General features: G+C 69.8%; 13 protein-coding genes. 11 read left to right on the top strand and 2 right to left on the bottom strand.

Going from position 1 to position 18016, the window contains the following annotated elements:
• The first annotated feature begins 3 nt into the window (after positions 1–3).
• From ABZX79_RS25110 to xdhC, 4 genes are all read left to right on the top strand, one after another.
• Positions 4–1146, top strand: coding sequence for an acyl-CoA dehydrogenase family protein (locus ABZX79_RS25110; RefSeq protein WP_355261837.1), 1143 nt, complete (start codon positions 4–6; stop codon positions 1144–1146).
• 564 nt (positions 1147–1710) lie between these two features.
• Positions 1711–3201, top strand: coding sequence for an FAD binding domain-containing protein (locus ABZX79_RS25105; protein ID WP_355261887.1), 1491 nt, complete (start codon positions 1711–1713; stop codon positions 3199–3201).
• On the top strand, positions 3198–5591 hold the full coding sequence (gene xdhB / locus ABZX79_RS25100) for a xanthine dehydrogenase molybdopterin binding subunit (protein WP_355261834.1): 2394 nt from the start codon (positions 3198–3200) through the stop codon (positions 5589–5591). Before ABZX79_RS25105 ends, xdhB begins: the two co-directional genes overlap by 4 nt.
• Position 5592: 1 nt before the next feature.
• Positions 5593–6402: a xanthine dehydrogenase accessory protein XdhC gene (xdhC, locus tag ABZX79_RS25095; protein WP_355261831.1), complete on the top strand. Its 810-nt coding sequence runs from the start codon at positions 5593–5595 to the stop codon at positions 6400–6402.
• 594 nt (positions 6403–6996) lie between these two features.
• Here xdhC and ABZX79_RS25090 read toward each other — a convergent pair.
• A complete protein-coding gene (locus ABZX79_RS25090) occupies positions 6997–8016 on the bottom strand; it encodes an NAD(P)-dependent oxidoreductase (RefSeq protein ID WP_355261828.1) in 1020 nt (339 codons plus the stop codon).
• Positions 8017–8273: 257 nt separating this feature from the next.
• On the opposite strand from ABZX79_RS25090, the gene ABZX79_RS25085 reads away from it, so the two are divergent.
• From ABZX79_RS25085 to ABZX79_RS25055, 7 genes are all read left to right on the top strand, one after another.
• Entirely contained in the window at positions 8274–9971 is a 1698-nt protein-coding gene (locus tag ABZX79_RS25085) for an AMP-binding protein (RefSeq protein WP_355261825.1), read from the top strand.
• Positions 9972–10061: 90 nt separating this feature from the next.
• Positions 10062–10367, top strand: coding sequence for an acyl carrier protein (locus ABZX79_RS25080; RefSeq protein WP_355261822.1), 306 nt, complete (start codon positions 10062–10064; stop codon positions 10365–10367).
• Positions 10354–11304, top strand: a complete 951-nt coding sequence (locus ABZX79_RS25075; protein WP_355261819.1) for an acyl-CoA dehydrogenase family protein — start codon at positions 10354–10356, stop codon at positions 11302–11304. The genes ABZX79_RS25080 and ABZX79_RS25075 overlap by 14 nt, the downstream gene beginning before the upstream one ends.
• A 29-nt stretch (positions 11305–11333) precedes the next feature.
• Positions 11334–12464 carry an acyl-CoA dehydrogenase family protein gene (locus tag ABZX79_RS25070; RefSeq protein WP_355261816.1) on the top strand — a complete coding sequence of 377 codons (1131 nt, stop codon included), beginning with the start codon at positions 11334–11336 and terminating at the stop codon, positions 12462–12464.
• Between the two features lie 45 nt (positions 12465–12509).
• Positions 12510–13772: an aminotransferase class I/II-fold pyridoxal phosphate-dependent enzyme gene (locus tag ABZX79_RS25065; protein WP_355261813.1), complete on the top strand. Its 1263-nt coding sequence runs from the start codon at positions 12510–12512 to the stop codon at positions 13770–13772.
• Positions 13769–14923, top strand: a complete 1155-nt coding sequence (locus ABZX79_RS25060) for a GNAT family N-acetyltransferase (RefSeq protein ID WP_355261810.1) — start codon at positions 13769–13771, stop codon at positions 14921–14923. The genes ABZX79_RS25065 and ABZX79_RS25060 overlap by 4 nt, the downstream gene beginning before the upstream one ends.
• Positions 14924–14990: 67 nt before the next feature.
• Positions 14991–15629: a sterol desaturase family protein gene (locus tag ABZX79_RS25055; protein ID WP_355261807.1), complete on the top strand. Its 639-nt coding sequence runs from the start codon at positions 14991–14993 to the stop codon at positions 15627–15629.
• On the opposite strand, the gene ABZX79_RS25050 is transcribed toward ABZX79_RS25055, so the two are convergent.
• On the bottom strand, positions 15593–17749 hold the full coding sequence (locus ABZX79_RS25050; RefSeq protein WP_355261803.1) for an MMPL family transporter: 2157 nt from the start codon (positions 17747–17749) through the stop codon (positions 15593–15595). The genes ABZX79_RS25055 and ABZX79_RS25050 overlap by 37 nt on opposite strands.
• Positions 17750–18016: the final 267 nt, after the last annotated feature.

The raw sequence follows: 18016 nt of genomic DNA, 5'->3' as shown, positions 1-18016 counted from the left end.
ACCATGCCCCGAGTTCTTAACGACGAGCGCCGCGACCTGGTCAAGGCGATCGGCGCCTTCTGCCGCCGCGAGTGCGGCACCAAGGAACAGCGGGACAAGCTGACCGCGGGCGGCCAGGAACCGCACAACCAGAAGCTCTACGAGAAGATGGCGGAGCTGGGCTGGCTCGGCATCGTCGTCCCCGAGCAGTACGGCGGCGCGGGCCGGGGCATGACGGACCTGTGCCTCTTCCTGGAGGAGACCGCCCACGGGCTCGCACCGATCAGCGGCTTCGGTACGACGGTCATCGCCGCGGCGGCCTACGAGAAGTTCGGCACCGAAAGCCAGAAGCGCGTCGTACTCGAAGGCGTCACCAAGGGGCGTGTCGAGGCCATCTCGATGTCCGAGCCGGGCGCGGGATCCGATGTGGGCGCGCTGACCTGCCGCGCGGAGCGCACCGACGGCGGATACCTGATCAACGGTCAGAAGACCTGGTGCTCCAACGCGCACTTCGCCGACCACATCCTGCTCATCGCCCGTACGTCGAAGGAGGAGTCGAAGCACCAGGGGCTCACCCAGTTCATGGTGCCCGCCGCCGCCGGGGGCCTGCAGATCCGGGGCATCGACACGATGGGCGGGCGGGAGGTCAACGACCTGTACTTCACCGACTGCTTCGTCCCGGACTCGGCGGTCGTCGGCACGCCGGGCCGGGCCTGGCCACAGCTGATGGCCGGGCTGAACCTGGAGCGGATGATCCTCGCCGCGCTGATGCTGGGCACCGCACGGCGCGCCTTCGACGACACCGTCGCGTACGTGCGGCAACGCGAGCAGTTCGGCCGGCCGATCGGCTCGTTCCAGGCGCTCAAGCACCGGATCGCGGACATGGCCACCGAACTCGAGTGCGCCCGGCTCCTGGTGGACGATGTCGCGGCCTCGACCGACGCCGAGCCCGGGCGCGTCTTCGCCCGCGAGGCGTCCATGGCCAAGCTCAAGTGCACCGAGCTCGCCAAGCACGTGGCGCTGGAGGGGATGCAGATGATGGGCGGCTACGGGTACGCCACGGAGTACGGCATGGAGGCCCTGCTGCGCTCGACCGTCGTCTCCACGGTGTACGGCGGTACGAGCGAGATCCAGCGCGACATCATCGGCAAGACGTACGGGCTGTAGGCGGTCGCGACCCGACCGTTCCCCCATGCTCGGCTCCCTGAGGGCGACCTGGCTTGCGCGGCTGGGCAGGGGGGGCGGCCCGCACCGCTTCGGGATGTGGCGCTGCCGGGAGCTACGGCGCCGAAGAGTCCGACCCGCCCGGCCACCTTCTCCGGCACCGTACGGACCCCCGACGGTCGCAGCGCCGTCGGCAGCCGATCGGTCCTCGAGACACCGAGGTCAACCTCTTGACCTCGGTGACCCCAGCCACTACTTTGCGCTAGACGCCGACCCATAACTCCCGAAAGGAGGCGACCAGCGGATGAACACCAGCTCTGATCTCGGTCGCCTCGCCCAGTGCACGGTCTGGGTTCCGGGTCGGATCGCGCACGGCTGCTGAGCACGCCGTTCTGATGTGCCGGTCCTTGGCACATTCCGGGTTTCCCGTCACCACTTCCCAGCACGTCGCTGCTGCGTGCCGTCTTGCGCCCGCTCCTCTCACTTGGCGCGTCTGAACACAGAAAGCTGCCTGAAATTGGCGAACATGATGAATCGACCGATCGCGCTCCGAAACGAAGGCCTGTCATGGTAGCGGCGCGGATCACGGTCAACGGAAAAGAAGCACCGATTTCACCGGCTGCGCCCCACACCACAGTGCTGGAATTTCTGCGCGATCGTGGCCTCACCGGCACCAAGGAGGGCTGTGCCGAGGGTGAATGCGGCGCCTGTTCGGTCCTGGTGGCCCGTACTGGAGTGAACAAGCCCACCGACTGGGTGGCGGTCAACGCCTGCCTGGTCCCGGTCGCGGCGCTCGACGGCCAGGAGATCATCACCTCCGAAGGTCTCGCCACCGCCGGCGAACCCGGCAGGCCGCCCACCCTGCACCCGGTGCAGGAGGAGATGGCGGTCCGCGGCGGCTCCCAATGCGGTTACTGCACACCGGGATTCGTCTGCAGCATGGCCGCCGAGTACTACCGACCCGACCGCTGCGCGCACGCGGACTCGGCCGACAGCGCGGATTCGACCGACAGCACCGACGCCGAGCACGGTCCGAACGGTTTCGATCTGCACGCGCTGAGCGGAAACCTGTGCCGCTGCACCGGTTATCGCCCGATCCGCGATGCCGCGTTCGCCGTCGGTACGCCCACCGATGAGGACCCGCTGGCGCAGCGTCGCGAGCAGTCCCCGCCGGAACCGGTTGCCACCGACTACACCCAGGACGACACCGCGTTCCTGCGCAAGAGCACCCTGGCCGAAACGCTGCAGTTGCTGCGCGAGCGGCCCGACGCGGTGGTGGTCGCCGGCTCCACCGACTGGGGCGTGGAGGTGAACATCCGTTCCCGCCGGGCGGATTGCGTGGTCGCCATCGACCGGCTTTCCGAACTGCGTGAGCTGCGAGTCGAATCCGACTGCATCGAGATCGGGGCGGCGCTGACGCTCACCGAGATCGAACGTCGCCTCGACGGCGATGTCCCGCTGCTGGCAGAGCTGTTCCCGCAGTTCGCATCCCGGCTCATCCGCAACGGTGCGACCCTCGGTGGCAACCTGGGTACCGGTTCCCCCATCGGTGACAGCCCGCCGGTGCTGCTCGCGCTGGAGGCAACGGTGGTGCTCGCCGACGCCGACGGTGAGCGCGAGGTCCCGCTCGCGGACTACTTCACCGGCTACCGGCAGAGCGTGCGCCGTCCCGGCGAGCTGATCCGCTCGGTGCGCATCCCGCTGCCGTTGTCGCCGGTCGTGGCCTTTCACAAGATCGCCAAGCGGCGCTTCGACGACATCTCCAGCGTGGCGGTCGCTTTCGCGCTCGACATCGAGGACGGGATCGTCCGCAAGGCACGCATCGGTCTGGGCGGCGTGGCCGCCACCCCGATCCGCTCCCTCGCCACCGAGGCGGCCCTGGAGGGCAAGCCGTGGGCGGCGGAGACCGTCGAGGCCGCGGCCCGGGTGCTGCGGGGCGAGGGCACACCGATGAACGATCATCGCGCCAGCGCCCTCTACCGTTCCGCGATGCTCGGCCAGAGCCTGCTGAAGCTGTACGCGCAACCCGCGACAAACACCGAGGCGGTGTCGTCATGAGTCATTTGTCCGAGCGCCCCGAAAAGCCTGTCGTCGGCGTATCGATGCCGCACGAGAGTGCGACCCTGCACGTCACCGGTGCCGCGCTCTACACCGACGACCTGGTCCATCGCACCAAGGACGTGCTGCACGCCTACCCGGTCCAGGTCATGAAGGCCCACGGCAGGATCACCGCGCTGCGCACCGAGCCCGCGCTCGCCGTGCCCGGTGTGGTCCGCGTGCTGACCGGTGCCGACGTGCCCGGCGTCAACGATGCCGGGATGAAGCACGACGAGCCGCTGTTCCCCGACGAGGTCATGTTCTACGGCCACGCGGTCGCCTGGGTGCTCGGCGAGACCCTGGAAGCGGCCCGGCTCGGTGCGGCGGCCGTCGAGGTGGAACTCGACGAACTGCCCTCCGTGGTCACGCTGCAGGACGCCATCGCAGCCGACAGTTTTCACGGCGCCCGGCCCGTGATGCTGACCGGCGACGCGGACGCCGGCTTCGCCGACTCCGCGCACGTGTTCACCGGCGAGTTCCAGTTCTCCGACCAGGAGCACTTCTACCTCGAGACGCACGCGGCGCTGGCCCACATCGACGAGGCCGAGCAGGTGTTCGTCCAGAGCAGCACCCAGCATCCTTCGGAGACCCAGGAGATCGTCGCGCATGTGCTCGGTCTGCACAGTCACGAGGTGACTGTGCAGTGTCTGCGGATGGGCGGCGGCTTCGGCGGCAAGGAGATGCAGCCGCACGGGTTCGCGGCCATTGCCGCGCTCGGTGCCAAGCTGACCGGCCGGCCGGTTCGGCTGCGGCTCAACCGGACGCAGGACCTGACCATGTCCGGTAAGCGGCACGGGTTCCACGCCCAGTGGAAGATCGGCTTCGACGCCGACGGCCGCATCCGGGCCCTGGACGCCACCTTGACCGCGGACGGAGGCTGGAGCCTGGACCTCTCCGAGCCGGTGGTGGCCCGAGCGCTGTGCCACATCGACAACACCTACTGGATCCCCAACGCGCGCATCGCCGGACGCATCGCCAAGACCAACAAGGTCTCCAACACCGCCTTCCGCGGCTTCGGCGGTCCGCAAGGCATGCTGGTGATCGAGGACATCATGGGCCGGTGCGCGCCGCTGCTCGGCCTGGATCCGATGGAGCTGCGGGAGCGCAACTTCTACGGGCGGGGCCAGTCGACGCCGTACGGACAGCCGGTCGTCCGTCCCGAACGGATCTCCGCCGTCTGGGAGCAGGTCAAGGACAACGCCGGCATCGCCGATCGCAAGCGCGAGATCGCCGCCTTCAACGCCGCGCACCCGCACACCAAGCGGGCACTCGCGGTCACCGGCCTCAAGTTCGGGATCTCGTTCAACCTCACCGCCTTCAACCAGGGCGGCGCGCTGGTGCTGATCTACAAGGACGGCTCGGTCCTGATCAACCACGGCGGCACCGAGATGGGCCAGGGCCTGCACACCAAGATGCTGCAGGTGGCCGCGACCACGCTGGGCATCCCGCTGCACAAGGTGCGGCTGGCCCCGACGCGAACCGACAAGGTGCCCAACACCTCTGCCACCGCCGCCAGTGCCGGGACAGACCTCAACGGTGGGGCGGTGAAGAACGCCTGCGAGCAGTTGCGCGAGCGGCTGCTGCAGGTGGCCGCCGGCCAGCTGGGTTCGAACGCCTCGGATGTGCGCATCGTCGAGGGCGTCGCGCGCACGCTGGGCGGCGACAAGGAGCTGGGCTGGGACGACCTGGTGCGCACCGCGTACTTCCAGCGAGTTCAATTGTCGGCGGCCGGTTTCTATCGGACCGAGGGTCTGCACTGGGACGCGAAGACGTTCAGGGGCTCGCCGTTCAAGTACTTCTCCCATGGCGCCGCCGCAGCCGAGGTGGAGGTGGACGGCTTCACCGGCGCGTACCGCATCCGGCGGGTGGACATCGTGCACGATGTCGGCGACAGCCTGTCCCCGATGATCGACATCGGTCAGGTCGAGGGTGGTTTCGTGCAGGGGGCGGGCTGGCTGACGCTCGAGGACATGCGCTGGGACGCCAGTGACGGGCCGAACCGCGGCCGGCTGCTGACCCAGGCCGCGAGCACCTACAAGCTGCCGAGCTTTTCGGAGATGCCCGAGGAGTTCAACGTCACGCTTCTGGAGAACGCCACCGAAGAGGGCGCGGTATACGGGTCCAAGGCGGTGGGTGAGCCTCCGCTGATGCTGGCGTTCTCGGTGCGAGAAGCGTTGCGGCAGGCCGCCGCCGCGTTCGGGCCGAGCGGGGTCAGCGTCGAGTTGGCCTCGCCGGCGACGCCGGAGGCGGTGTACTGGGCGATCCAGGCGGTTCGCCAGGGCGATGCCTCCCCGAACGGTTACGCCGTAAACGGACACGCCGCCAACGCCAATGCGTTGAGCGGTGCCTGACATGACGTGGATCGCCGCGGTCGCACGGTTGCGAGCACGCCGGGAGTCCGGCGTGCTGGTGACCGTCGCGACCGTGCGCGGCCATGCCCCGCGCGACGCCGGTGCGAAACTCGTTGTGGGGCAGACCGAGACATGGGGCTCGATCGGTGGCGGCAATGTCGAGGCCGTCTCGATAGATCGGGCCCGGGAGATGATCGCCGCCTCCAAGCCGGAGCCGGAGCTGATCGATTTCGCCCTGAACGACAAAGTGACCAACCAGCATGGTGTGCAGTGCTGCGGCGGTACGGTCTCGGTGCTGCTCGAACCGCTGCGGGTGGTACGGGCGGTGGCGATCTTCGGAGTCGGGCACGTCGGGCTGGAACTGGCGCGCATCCTGGCCCGTCAGGATATCGACCTCCATCTGATCGACAGCCGCTCCGACCTCCTCACGAAGCAGCGGCTCGACGTACTGGCAGATGCGGTGGCGCAGGTGCACGTGCATCACACGCCGCTGCTGCCCGAGGAGGTGCTGGAGGTGTTGCCGCGCGGCACCCACATCCTGATCATGACCCACGATCACGCCGAGGACGCCGCTCTGTGCGACGCCGCCTTGCGCACAACCCATCTCGGCTCCATCGGGCTGATCGGGTCGGCGGCCAAGTGGGTGCGGTTCCGCAAACGCCTCGCTACCGAGGGCGGTCACGATGAGGCCACCATCGATCGGATCAAGACCCCGATCGGGCTGGCCGACATCACTGGCAAGGAACCCGCGACCATCGCCGTGAGCGTCGCTGCCGATTTGCTGCGCACCTTCGAAACCGAGGGGAACTAACTCTCCACCCGGATCGACAGGGGTGCCCCGTGCTCGTGCGAACGCACACATGCGGGGCACCCTTTCGGCACGACTACGCAGGCGCCGGTACGTGTCGTGGTCGTAGCCACGTCGGCGAGCAAAACGACCGCCCGACGACGCGGGCCAGCGGGTACCTTGTCGAGCAGAGGGCAGCAACTGGGTGACATCGTCGCGGTTTCCGCCCGTCAGCAACACGGCGAGCGGCATGCCCTGCCCGTCGGTGAGGACGTTGCGCCCCGCCGAGCCGCCCGCACGTGGGATGAGCGCCGCTCCTGGCCGTAGACGCCGGATCGACCCTGACCTGCGGTTTTCCGGTGCGCATTATGTGCGGTGTGGGCGTGACGCTCGCTTTGATGGGGTGTCAGGTGGGTAGTGAGTACCGCGATGCCGGTGTGCGGCCGAGGAGAGTGACGGAGCGCAGGGCGCCAGTCCCGGAAGGGGCCGGCGAACTCTGTGACCTGGGGCGACGGGCGGTCGTGGCTACTGACCTGTATGAAGGACCTTTCGGCCGTTTCCGCTCGCGCGGCATTGTGACGCGTAGGGCCCTCCGGACGCCCCCGCGCCGTCGGCCGCTCAGCCCTTGAGCGTGGCGGCAATTCCCTCGGCCAGTGAGATCGACGGAACGAACCCGAGGTCCGTGCGGGCCCGTTCGGTTGAGCACGTCCATGCCGCGCAGCGCAGTTCCCGGGTCTTGTCCCGGTTGAGGGGTGGTACGAACCCACGCAGCCGCCCCAGCGCTTCGGCGCACTCGGCGACCCCCCGCGTCACGGTGTGCGGAACGGGGAGCACCAGCGGGGGCCGGCGGCCCAGCGCGTCGGCCACTGTCCGGCAGATCCCTTGCCAGGTGTGTTCCGTGCCGTCCGAGACCGTGTAGACACCCGAGTCCGGGACGTCGGGACACATCGTCCTGCCCCGTGTTGCAGCCGCGAGCAACGCCGTGCACAAGTCGTCGACGTGGATGACGGAGTAATGCCTCGGCCCGAAACCGCTTTTGAGGACGAGCCCGCTGCGGATCATCGGCAGCAGGGACGGCAGGAACGCCGGGTCGCCCGGCCCGTACACGATGGGCGGGCGGATCGCGACGACTCTCAGGAGGTCGGCCAGTTCCCGGACGGCAAGCTCTCCGGCGAGCTTGCTGCGCCCGTAGTGGGAGACAGGGGCGGGTGGCTCGTCCTCGGTTCGCGGCTGCCGCGGTCGGGCAGGACCGGCGGCGGCCAGCGAGGAGCATACGACCAGGCGCGGCGGGGACGGCAGCGAGGCCAGCACCTCGGCGAGTCGTCCGGAGCCCGCCGCGTTACAGCGCCAATAGCCCTCGGCGGACCGGGACTTGACCACTGCGGCGAGATGGAAGACGCAGTCCGCAACGTCGGCCGCCTTGCGCGCCGCCTCAGCACCCTCCGTGCTGGTGAGATCGCCCACGATCAGCCGTGCGTCGGAGGGGAGGCCGGACCGGACGGAGGTTTCTCGCACCAGGGCTGTGACCCGGGCGCCCCGTGCGGTGAGTCGGGCACACAGGCGTCGTCCGACGAAGCCCGTGGCACCGGTGACCAGAAACCTCTGCCCGGCGAGATCGTCGAAGCTGTAGCGGGTCACCGTACGACTCCTTGCTCGTGCCGGTGGCGACCGGCTCGAGGGCGCCCAAGGGCACATTGTGAGGCGTCGCCGGGAACGGCACCGTACCACGTTGAATACGGTCCGTATTCAGCCAGTTACCCTTAGTGTCGTTGCTCGTTGAGGAGAAGCAGTCCTGACAGCGGGTTGAGGAGGAACAGTTGGTGGCGCACGACGGGGACCTTGCGCGGCCGTGCGCGACGTTGACCGAGGTTCTTCGCACGCACGCTCGCTCGGGGGTGCCGGCCACGGTGGGGGCGGCCGGCGACGCGGAATTGACCTATCCCGAGTTCTGGGCGCGCGTCGTGGAACGCGCCGCATGGTTCACCGGGCACGGGGTGAAGCGGGGCGACGCCGTCGCACTTGAGATGGACAGCACCACGGTGGCGATGGTGGCGTCCTTGGCGATCCCGCTCTGCGGGGCTGTCCTGGTGCCGACCGGTGTGCCGAGAGGACTCGGAGCCAATACCCAGGAACGGTTCCGGGCCCTGGCCGCGCTGCGGGTCGGAGGAGCGCGCTGGTATGTGTCGGACGGCGCACCGATGATCGGCCCGGAAGAGACTCGCGCCGCCGGACTGACGGTGGCGCATCTGTCGCTGGCAGAGGTGCCGGAGCGGGTCGCCGCCCATGGGGCACAAGCGCCCGCAGCCACGCCCGATCCGGACGACGTCGCCATGGTCCAGTTCAGTTCGGGCAGTCTCGCCGCCCCCAGAGGAATCGTTCTCACCCACCGCAACCTGGCCGTGAATCTGCGCGCCATCACCGAACGCATCGGGCTCATGGCAGCCGGGCGCTCGGTGTCGTGGCTCCCGCTCTCCCACGACATGGGCCTGATCGGCAGCTTCTGGGCCAGTCTGTACGCGGGATTCGCCTTCCGGGCGCTGCCGCCGGGTTCGTTCGTACGTGATCCGCTGCGCTGGATCGAGCAGTTGGGCGACTTTCGCGCCACGCACACCACCGGACCTCCCTTCGCCTACGAGATGGCCGCCCGCGCCGCCGGGCGTGCGCCCGCCCGGCTGGCCGGCGTCGACCTGTCCGCGCTGAGCGTCGCCGTCATCGGCGCGGAGCGTGTCGCGCCGCGGCTTTGCGAGCGGTTCGAGGAGACGTTCGCCGGGCAGGGGATGCGCCGCCATGTGCTTCTGCCGGCTTACGGGCTGGCGGAGAGCTGTGTCGCGGTCGCCTGCCGGGGCCCGTTGGTCGGCTCGGTGGTGCGCCGCTTCGACACGGCCGCGCTGGAGCGCGGACGACTGGTTCCGCTGCCTCGGCCCCGATCCTCGCCGGAGTCGGCCGACGACAGCGGCGGCGTGCGGGAACTCATCGGACACGGCGCCCCGCTGCCGGGCACCGAGGTGCGGATCGTCGCCCCGGACGGGCGAGAACTGCCCGAAGGGCGAGTCGGCGAGATCCGGATCGGTGGAGCGTCGGCGGCCCGTTGGACGATCGGCCCCGACGGTGTACGACGTCCGGCGGCCGGGGACGACGGCCTCGTGCCGACCGGGGACCTCGGTGCGCTGGCCGACGGCGAGCTCTATGTGATCGGGCGCTCGAAGGAAGCCGTGAAGTACGCGGGACGGCTGCTGGCCCCCACAGACATCGAGCAGACGGTTCTCGATGCCTCGCCGGAGACCCTCGGAGCGGTTGCCGCGGTCGCCGTGGCCCGGGAAACAGCGGCGACCGAGGACCTCGTGCTGTTCCTGGAACTGGCGGACGCCCGGAGGGCAGCCACCGGGGCAGTGGACGAGGCCGCGCTGGTGAACACCGCCCGGCTCACCGTACTTCGTGAGTTCCGGGTGCCGGTGAGCGATGTCTACATCGCACGGCGAGGCGCGCTGCCGCGGACGGCCAGCGGCAAGGTGCGCCGGCTCAGCCTGGGTGCTGCCGCCATGGCGGGAGAGCTCCCTCCCGGAGTGAGACCGGCCGCGTCGGCGGAGTCCTGAACACTCGGCGTCCTGGCCACGCCGCCTGACACGCACGGATTCCCGAGTGGCAACGCGAAGACCGAAACAAGGCAGAGGAAGAGGACACCCGTGGAAACAGCGCCGACGTCGACCGAGGCAGCCCGTCAGGTGCCGGACCGGGAGGACCTCAAACGACGTCTGGCCGCCCGGCTGCGTGTCGGCACGGAGGCGCTTTCCGATAGAGCCACGCTTGATCAACTCGGGCTCGATTCACTGCTGCTGGCGGAGATGGTGGCCGATGTCGAGACCCGCTACCACGTGGAGTTCGACATGGCGGTGTTCGCCGAGAGCCTCGTCCCCACCCTCCCTCTCGGCGCGTTCCTCGACCTGCTGGGCGAGGGGACGAGCCGGGGTTCCTCTCATGCCGACGCCTGACCGGGGTGACGACGCGGGGCTGGGCGGGGCCGTGCTCGGGACAGTTGCCGAGCAGCTGACCCTGCCGCTGCTCGACCGTTTGGCACCGGGTTCCTCGGCACGGCCGGACCGGGTGAGTACCGCACTGAGCCACGCGAGCACCCACGGTCTGTTGGGCACTCACTGCGACATCGCACTGCACGGGCCACCGGGTCGCCTGGAGGCACGGGGACACGCAGATCATGTTCTCGGTCTGTCCGACGCCCGGGCGGTGCTCGCCGAAGGCGTTCGCCGACATGACGGTCGTCCGGTACTGCTTCTGCTGCCCCTCGGCACGGCGCACACGCACGTACGGGAACAGCGATTCGGCGCTTTGGCCGGTGCCCGGTTCGCCAGGCTGGAGGTGACCGCGCTTCCCGTGCCCGACCACGCGCTGCTGGGCACCGTGAAGCAGCATGCTCCGCTCCTTGGCGACGCCGTGGCGGCCACCCGGCTGAGCCTCGCCCGGCTGCTGACCGACCTGGCCCAGCAGTCCGTCGCGGATGTTCTCGGGTATGCGACCCGCAGGCCGTTTCAGGACGGCGCCCTGGCGGACCGCCAGGCGTTTCTGCACGCCTTGACCGAAGCCATCGCGGAGGTCCGGATGTGCCACGCGGTGACGCGGCGGGCAGCCACCGCGGGCGGACCCGCCCGGTGGGACCGTGCCGTGCGGGCTGGGGTGTTCGTCTCCCGGGCGGTACCCAAGTCGGTAGGCACCGCCTGTCGGCTCTTCGGAGGCCAGGGGTTCATGGACGGGCATCCGATCGCCGCGGCCTATCGCGAAGCGGTCTTCGCCCCCGTACTGCTCGGCGGACAGCAGCGGCTGGTGGACAGCATGCGCGAACGGCTGGTGGGCGAGGCGTCCTCCCCGCAGACGGTCGGGCGGGCCAGGCAACCGGCGTTGGCGAGCCTGCGGTGAAGCGGGCCACGCCGCTCCGCGCTGCGACGATGCTCGATCCAAGCTCTCCCGCAGCGTTTCGCGAGTCGGCGCGCGTCCTGGTCGACGCCGAGATCACACCCCATCTGGAGCGCTGGGAGCGGCAGGGGAGCGTGACGCGTTCCCTGTTCGAAACCATGGGCCGAGCCGGGGTGTTCGGCATCGGCGTACCCGTGGACCAGGGGGGACTGGGGCTGAACCTCACTCACGGCATCGCGTTCGGCCGCGCCGTGATGCGTGAGCCGGCCGCCGGAGTGTGCACCAGTCTGTCGGTGCTGACGCACTTGGTCGCCCCTCTGCTGGCCCGCCACGGCACCCCCGGACAACGGGACAGGTGGCTGCGCCCGGTCCTTGCCGGCGAGACCGTCGCCTCGGTCGCGTTGACCGAGCCCGCCGGCGGATCCGATCTGGTCCGCTCCGTTGCCGCCACGGCACGGTCCGAACCGGACGGGTGGGTCCTGCGGGGCGAGAAGACATTCATCACCAACGCGCCCCTGGCCGATGTCCTGGTCGTACTCGCTCGCACCACCCCCGGCACCTCGGCCCTGGGCCTGACCCTGTTCCTCGTCCCCGCGGATCTGCCCGGGGTCGTTGTCACGCCGCTCACGACGGCAGGGCTGCACGCCTCCCCGACCGGACGGGTGAGTTTTGAGGACTGCCGACTGCCCCGCGAAGCCGTGCTCGGACGCCCCGGACTGGCCATGGCCCTCCTGGCGAGAATCCTCCCGGAGGAGCGTCTGGCGATCGCGGCGGGAGCCCTGGCCTGTGCTCGCTGGGCACTGGAGCGAACGCTACATCTGGTGGGTCCGACGGACCCGGCGATGCCCGAACTCACCTGGTGGGACGCCGAACTAGAGGCGGCCGAGATGTACGTCGACGCCACTGCCGAACGGATCGGCGGCGCCGACGATCAGCTGGACGCCGCGTTGGCCAAGACGGCCAGTGCCCGGCTGGCCCAGCGGGTCGTACAGGAATGCGCCCGGCTGTCCGGGCCCGGCGCCTTCCGGGACGACGAGTCCGTCCCCGGCATGCTGACCGCGCTGCGCGATGTCCGTGTCTTCAGCGTGTACGGCGGCAGCTGCGAGACCGTCCGGGACACGGCCGCCGGAGAGATTCTTCGCGGCGCACGCACCACCACGTAAGGCCCGCACCACGCACAGGAGCGAGAAAGAGAGGTGAGACCACCGATGGAATTCGGGCCCGCGCACAGCAGCACGCTCGACCTGGTGGACCGCTGGCAGCAGGAGGGCACCTATCCGCTGTTTCCACTGATCACGGAGGCCGCGACGACCCGGGCCCGGATCGGGGTGCCCCACGCCCGCCCCGGCTCGGGGAACACCTCCGGCCAGTCGGTCACCGTCTTCGGATCAGCCGACTATCTCGGGCTTGCCCGGCATCCGGAGGTGCTGGAAGGCGCGCTCGCCGCCACCCGCCGGTTCGGCACGGGCACGTACGGTACCCAGGCGGTCGGCGGATACACCCAGCTGCACCAGGAGTTGGAAGCCGCCGTGGCCGCCTGGTCGGGGCACCCCGCCGCGCTCCTCTTCCCGACCGGGATGCAGGCCAACCTGGGCGTACTCGGCACCCTGGCCGGACCGCGCGACCACGTCTTCGCCGACCGCTTCAACCATCAGTCGATCACCATGGGGACCCGGCTGTCCGGAGCCACCACACACGTCTTCCGGCACAACGACCCCGAGCATCTGGCGGAGTTGCTCCGTGCGGCGAGTCGGCCGGAACGGTCGGGGCGGCGGCTGATCGTCGTGGACGGCCTGTTCAGCGCCGACGGTGACCTCGCCCCTCTGGCGGAGATCGCCGATCTGGCCGAACGGTACGACGCCCTGCTCATGGTGGACGAGGCGCACAGTGCGGGCACGCTCGGTCCTCAGGGGCGGGGCGTGGCCGAGTTGTGCGGTGTGCTGGACCGGGTCGACGTCGTGACGGGTACGTTCAGCAAGGCGTTCGCCTCCACTGGGGGATTCGTCTGCGCCGACACCGACGTGGTGACGCTGCTCAGGCACTCGGCGGACGCCTATCTGCTGTCCCTGGGCCTGCCGCCCGGCACCGTCGGGGCAGCACTGGCGGCGTTCTCGGTGCTGGCGGAAGAAGGCGCCGAGCGGCGGCGCAGGCTCGGGGACAACGCGCGTACGCTGCGCGCCCGGCTGCACGCCGTCGGCGTCGGCACGGCCGACTCCGCCGCCCACGTGGTAGTGGTGCCGGTGGGCACCATGGACCGCACCGCGCGCGTCACCCGGAGGCTGGCCGAACGCGGCCTGCTGGTCTGCCCGTTGTTCCCTCCGGCCGTGCCGATCGGCGGAGCCCGGCTACGGCTCGGCGTGTGCTCGGAGCACACCGAGGAGGACATCGACTACGCAGTCGGCCTGATCGCCGCCGCCCTGGCCGAGGACGAGGAGGCCCGCGAGGCGGAGCCGGTGAAGGGGACGGCGTGACGGCCGTGTCGCGTGCCCTGGCCGATCCGCCCCGGGTCACGGCGGTGCGCGGCGCCGCGCGGCGCCGGGAGTTCATCCGACTGCCGTACCGGCTGTACCGGGGCGACCCCTGCTGGGTGCCGCCTCTCGAGAGCGAGCGCAAGGCGTTCCTCAATCCCCGGAAGAACCCGTTCTTCGAGTTCGGTGACGCCGAGCTGTTCCTCGCTCATCGGGGAGACCGGCCCGTCGGACGTGTCGCCGCCATCCACAACCCCCGGCACAACACCCACCATGGTGGCAGTGACGGATTCTTCGGGTTCTTCGAGTGCGCGGACGATACCGGGGCGGCCCAGGCGCTGTTCGAGGCCGTCGGGGACTGGCTGCGCGTCCGCGGGCTCACTTCGTCGGTGGGGCCGGTGAGCTTCTCGACCAACGGCGAATGCGGCACGCTCGTGGAGGGTTTCTCCTCATCACCGACCATCCTGATGCCGTACAACCCGCCCCATCACGAAAAGTTGCTGCTGTCCTGCGGGTTCACCAAGGCCAAGGATCTGTGGGCCTGGGAGTGGACCACGCAAACGCCGGTGGATGGCGCCCTCACCCAGCTGGCGCGATGGGCGGAAGGGCGCGGTGGCGTTCGCGTACGGCAGCTCGATCTGAGCGACTTCGACGCCGAGGAGCGGCGGCTGCGGGACATCTACACCAACGCCTGGGAACGGAACTGGGGCTTCGTACCCCCCACGGAGGGGGAGTTCCGCCACCTCACGGCGCAGCTTCGGCGTATCGTCCGGCCCGAACTGGTTCTGGTCGCGGAGGTGGACGGAGACCCGGCGGCATTCTGTCTCGCCGTCCCCGACGCCAACCAGGCGCTGAAGGTGGCCGGTGGTCGACTGACCCGATACGGGCTGCCCATCGGCCTGATCCGGGCCACCAGAGCCGCCCGGAGGATCGACCGGTGCCGACTGATCGCCCTGGGAGTGAAGGCGGAATACCGGCACCGGGGCCTCGACGCACTGCTGTACACGCGCCTCGCACAGGCCGGGCGCCAACTCGGCTACAAAGGCGGCGAGTTGTCCTGGGTTCTCGAGGACAACTACGCCATGAACCAGGCCATCGCGCGGATGGGAGCACAGCGGTCCAAGACCTATCGGATCTATCAGCGGCCCCTGTGATCAGAAGGGTGAGGAGGACGGGCAAGGATGCGCAATGAGCGCGCAGTGGTGACGGAGGCGAGACGCGATGACAGCGAATGAGTCACTGCGGTGTGACGAGAGCGCCGGGCGGGCAGACCGGCTGCGAGCGTCTCCGCCGATGTTCCGGTCACGGTTCCTCGACCGCTTCACTCGTGTGCATCCCGCCGTACCCCCGTTGCTGCACGGTCCGGTCGTACTTCTGCTGCTCGCCTGGGCGGTCCGGCACACCGGGGTGCTCCTGCTCCTGGCGTACTGTCTGCTCGGCTACGGAGTATGGACGCTGACCGAGTACTGGGTGCACCGCGCTCTGTTCCACTTCACCCCGCGCAGCGCATGGGGGCGCCGGGCGCACTGGATGGTGCACGGGGTCCACCACGATCACCCCAACGATCCCCGGCGGCTGGTCATGCCCCCCTCGGTCAGCGTCCCCGGCGCATACGGTGCCTACGAGCTGTTTCACCTGCTGGCGGGAGCGGGGCCGGGCGCCGCCCTGACCGGCGGATTCATCGCGGGCTACGTCGTGTACGACGTCCTGCACTTCCACATGCACCACCATCGCCCTTCCACGGCCCTGGGGCGGCGCCTGCGCAACCGCCATCTGCGCCATCACTTCCAGGACGAACGGCGTGGTTTCGGCGTGAGCTGCCCCTACTGGGACCACGTCTTCGGTACTGCCTCGCGTTGACGGCCTCCCCGCCAGGCGGGCAGCCACCAGTTCACCCGGCCCGCGAGTTGCATCACGGCGGGTACGAGCAGTGCGCGTACAACCGTGCAGTCCACCAGAACGGCCAACGCGAGGCCGATGCCCACCACGCGCAGATGCAACAGCCCGGACAGTGCCAAAGAGGACATCGACACGGCGAAGACCAGCGCGGCGGAGGTGAAGAGCCGGCCTGTCTGCTGGAGACCGGTCGCCACGGCGAGCGGGGTGGGGCTGCCGCGCCGGTGTTCCTCAAGGATCCGCGAGAGCAGGAAGACCTCGTAGTCCATGGAAAGGCCGAAAGCGACCGCGAACATCAGGGGGATGAGCACATCGGTGATGCCCGCAGGAGACACACCGGGAAACCAGCCCTCCTGGAATACGGCGACCAGGATTCCGAAGGTGGCGGCCAGACTCAGCATGTTCAGGAGCACGGCCTTCACCGGCACGAGCAGACTGCGCGTGTAGACCAGCAGCAGGAGGAAGGTCCCACCGCAGGCGAGTACCGCCACGAGCGGCAGCCGGTCCGTCATCACCTTCTCGGTGTCCGCCAGCCGGGCTCCCGGACCACCGACGAGAGCCGGAACCGGTGCGGGAATCAGGCGGAGCCGTTCCACCAGCCGGCTCCCCTCAGGAGTGAGCGGCGCGCGGGCGTACGTCTGAGGGGTCACGGCCAGTCGACTGGCCGATGTGGCGGTGAATGACGCCGCCCGGACTGCCGGGAGTGGTGACACTTTCCCGGCACGGTAGGTCCCGGTGACGGTGTCCACCCGGGCCACTCCCGGGACGTGGGACAGTCTGCGGGCGTATCCGTCGAGCGCCGCCCGGGCGCGTGGGTCCGCCGTGGCGTTGAGGCCGGGCAGTACGACGGAGGGGGCGCCCGACGAGGCGGCGCCGAATTCTGTGCGCAGGGTCCGTGCTGTCGAGGCGACCGGCGAGGAATCCGGGAGCGTCGCGTCGGCGTACACACCGAACCGCACCTGAAGCGCCGGTACGGCAAGGAGGATCAGGAAGGTGAAGCCTGCGAGGGCGACGGCCGTCGGCCTTCTCACCACCCAGTGCGCCAGCCGGGCCCAGGAGTCGCCCTCCCGGCGCCCGCCGCGCGGTCGGCGCAGTCGGGCGAAGACGTCTCCGCTGTCGATACGTGGTCCGAGCACCACGAGCAGCGCAGGCACGACGGCCAACGCCCCTACGGCGGAGGTGATGACGATCGCGGTGCCGCCGAAGGCGAGAGATCGCAGCAGCGGCAGCGGGACGACGAGCAGAGTGCACAGAGCCGCCACCACGGTGGCGGCGGAGAACGCCACGGCGCGTCCGGCAGTTCGCAGCGTGACCTGCACCGCCGCGTCCGGGGCGTTGCCTGCCGCGACCTCCTCCCGGTAGCGGGAGACGAGCAGCAGGCTGTAGTCCACGGCCAGCCCGAAACCCAAGGCGGTGGTAACACTGACGCTGAAGGCCGACACCGGCACCACACCGTCCAGCAACCGCAGGCATGCCCCGGCGATCACCACGGCGAACGCGCCCACCACGACCGGAAGCAGCGCGGCCACGGCACTGGAGAACACCCACAGCAGGATCAGCAGGATCACGGGGGCCGCGACGAGCTCGGCCAGGAGCAGACCGCGTTCGCTGAGATGTTCGCTTTCCGAGAGGACCGCGTCCTCGCCCCCCGCGGAGACTCGCAGTGCCTCATCGGGCCCGGTCTTCCCGGTGTAGCGGGCCATCGCGTCATTCGCGGCGGCACGCACGGCTTGCTCGTCTCCGCGGAAGCGCACCAGTACCAGCGCGCGACGGCCATCGTCCGTACGGAACTCGGGGAGCCGGAGCGGCCAGTACCCTCGGACCCATTCGGTGCGGGGATCGGCGGCGAGACTGTCGAGCAGTTTCTGGCCGGCCCGCGTGGCACGCGGGCCGTCGACCGGCCCGGAAGAGGTGGCCACCAGCGCCAGATGCGGTTCGCCGGTCTTGAACCGGGAGGCCAGGAACTCGTCGGCACGCAGGGACTCGGCGGTGGGCGGCGTCCAGCTCTCGGGGGAGGGACGGCTGTCGACTCCGAGGAGGACCCAGACCGCGCAGCAGGCGGCCAGGCAGGCGAGGACGAGCACCCGAGCGGCACGGCGACTCGCACGCTGTGCCGGGACCTTCTGTTCAGGGAGCTGCCGGATTGTCGTTTGCCCCTTCTGAGGGGCGGTCTTCACCACGCCCGGGGCAACGACGCCACGGCTCAAGCGTTACCGGGCTGGTCAGAATTGATGAGGACGTTTCCGAACTCCGCAGACCCGACGTGGACGGTCGCGTGTTCGCGGTGGAGGACGCCTGACCGGAACCAGCCCAGCCAGACGCCTTCGTGCGCGTCCGTGGCCCCACCGACA

The sequence above is a fragment of the Streptomyces sp. NPDC002994 genome (genome assembly GCF_040611155.1).
In the GTDB taxonomy this organism is placed as follows: domain Bacteria; phylum Actinomycetota; class Actinomycetes; order Streptomycetales; family Streptomycetaceae; genus Streptomyces.
The sequence above is the reverse complement of the archived record's forward strand: the minus strand, read 5'-3'. Positions and strand labels throughout refer to the sequence as shown.

What these genes read in the sequence shown, in the direction of transcription:
- ABZX79_RS25110 (WP_355261837.1), top strand. Translation starts at nt 4, where the DNA reads ATGCCCCGAGTTCTTAACGACGAGCGCCGCGACCTGGTCAAGGCGATC.
- ABZX79_RS25105 (WP_355261887.1), top strand. Translation starts at nt 1,711, where the DNA reads ATGGTAGCGGCGCGGATCACGGTCAACGGAAAAGAAGCACCGATTTCA.
- xdhB (WP_355261834.1), top strand. Translation starts at nt 3,198, where the DNA reads ATGAGTCATTTGTCCGAGCGCCCCGAAAAGCCTGTCGTCGGCGTATCG.
- xdhC (WP_355261831.1), top strand. Translation starts at nt 5,593, where the DNA reads ATGACGTGGATCGCCGCGGTCGCACGGTTGCGAGCACGCCGGGAGTCC.
- ABZX79_RS25075 (WP_355261819.1), top strand. Translation starts at nt 10,354, where the DNA reads ATGCCGACGCCTGACCGGGGTGACGACGCGGGGCTGGGCGGGGCCGTG.
- ABZX79_RS25070 (WP_355261816.1), top strand. Translation starts at nt 11,334, where the DNA reads ATGCTCGATCCAAGCTCTCCCGCAGCGTTTCGCGAGTCGGCGCGCGTC.
- ABZX79_RS25065 (WP_355261813.1), top strand. Translation starts at nt 12,510, where the DNA reads ATGGAATTCGGGCCCGCGCACAGCAGCACGCTCGACCTGGTGGACCGC.
- ABZX79_RS25055 (WP_355261807.1), top strand. Translation starts at nt 14,991, where the DNA reads ATGACAGCGAATGAGTCACTGCGGTGTGACGAGAGCGCCGGGCGGGCA.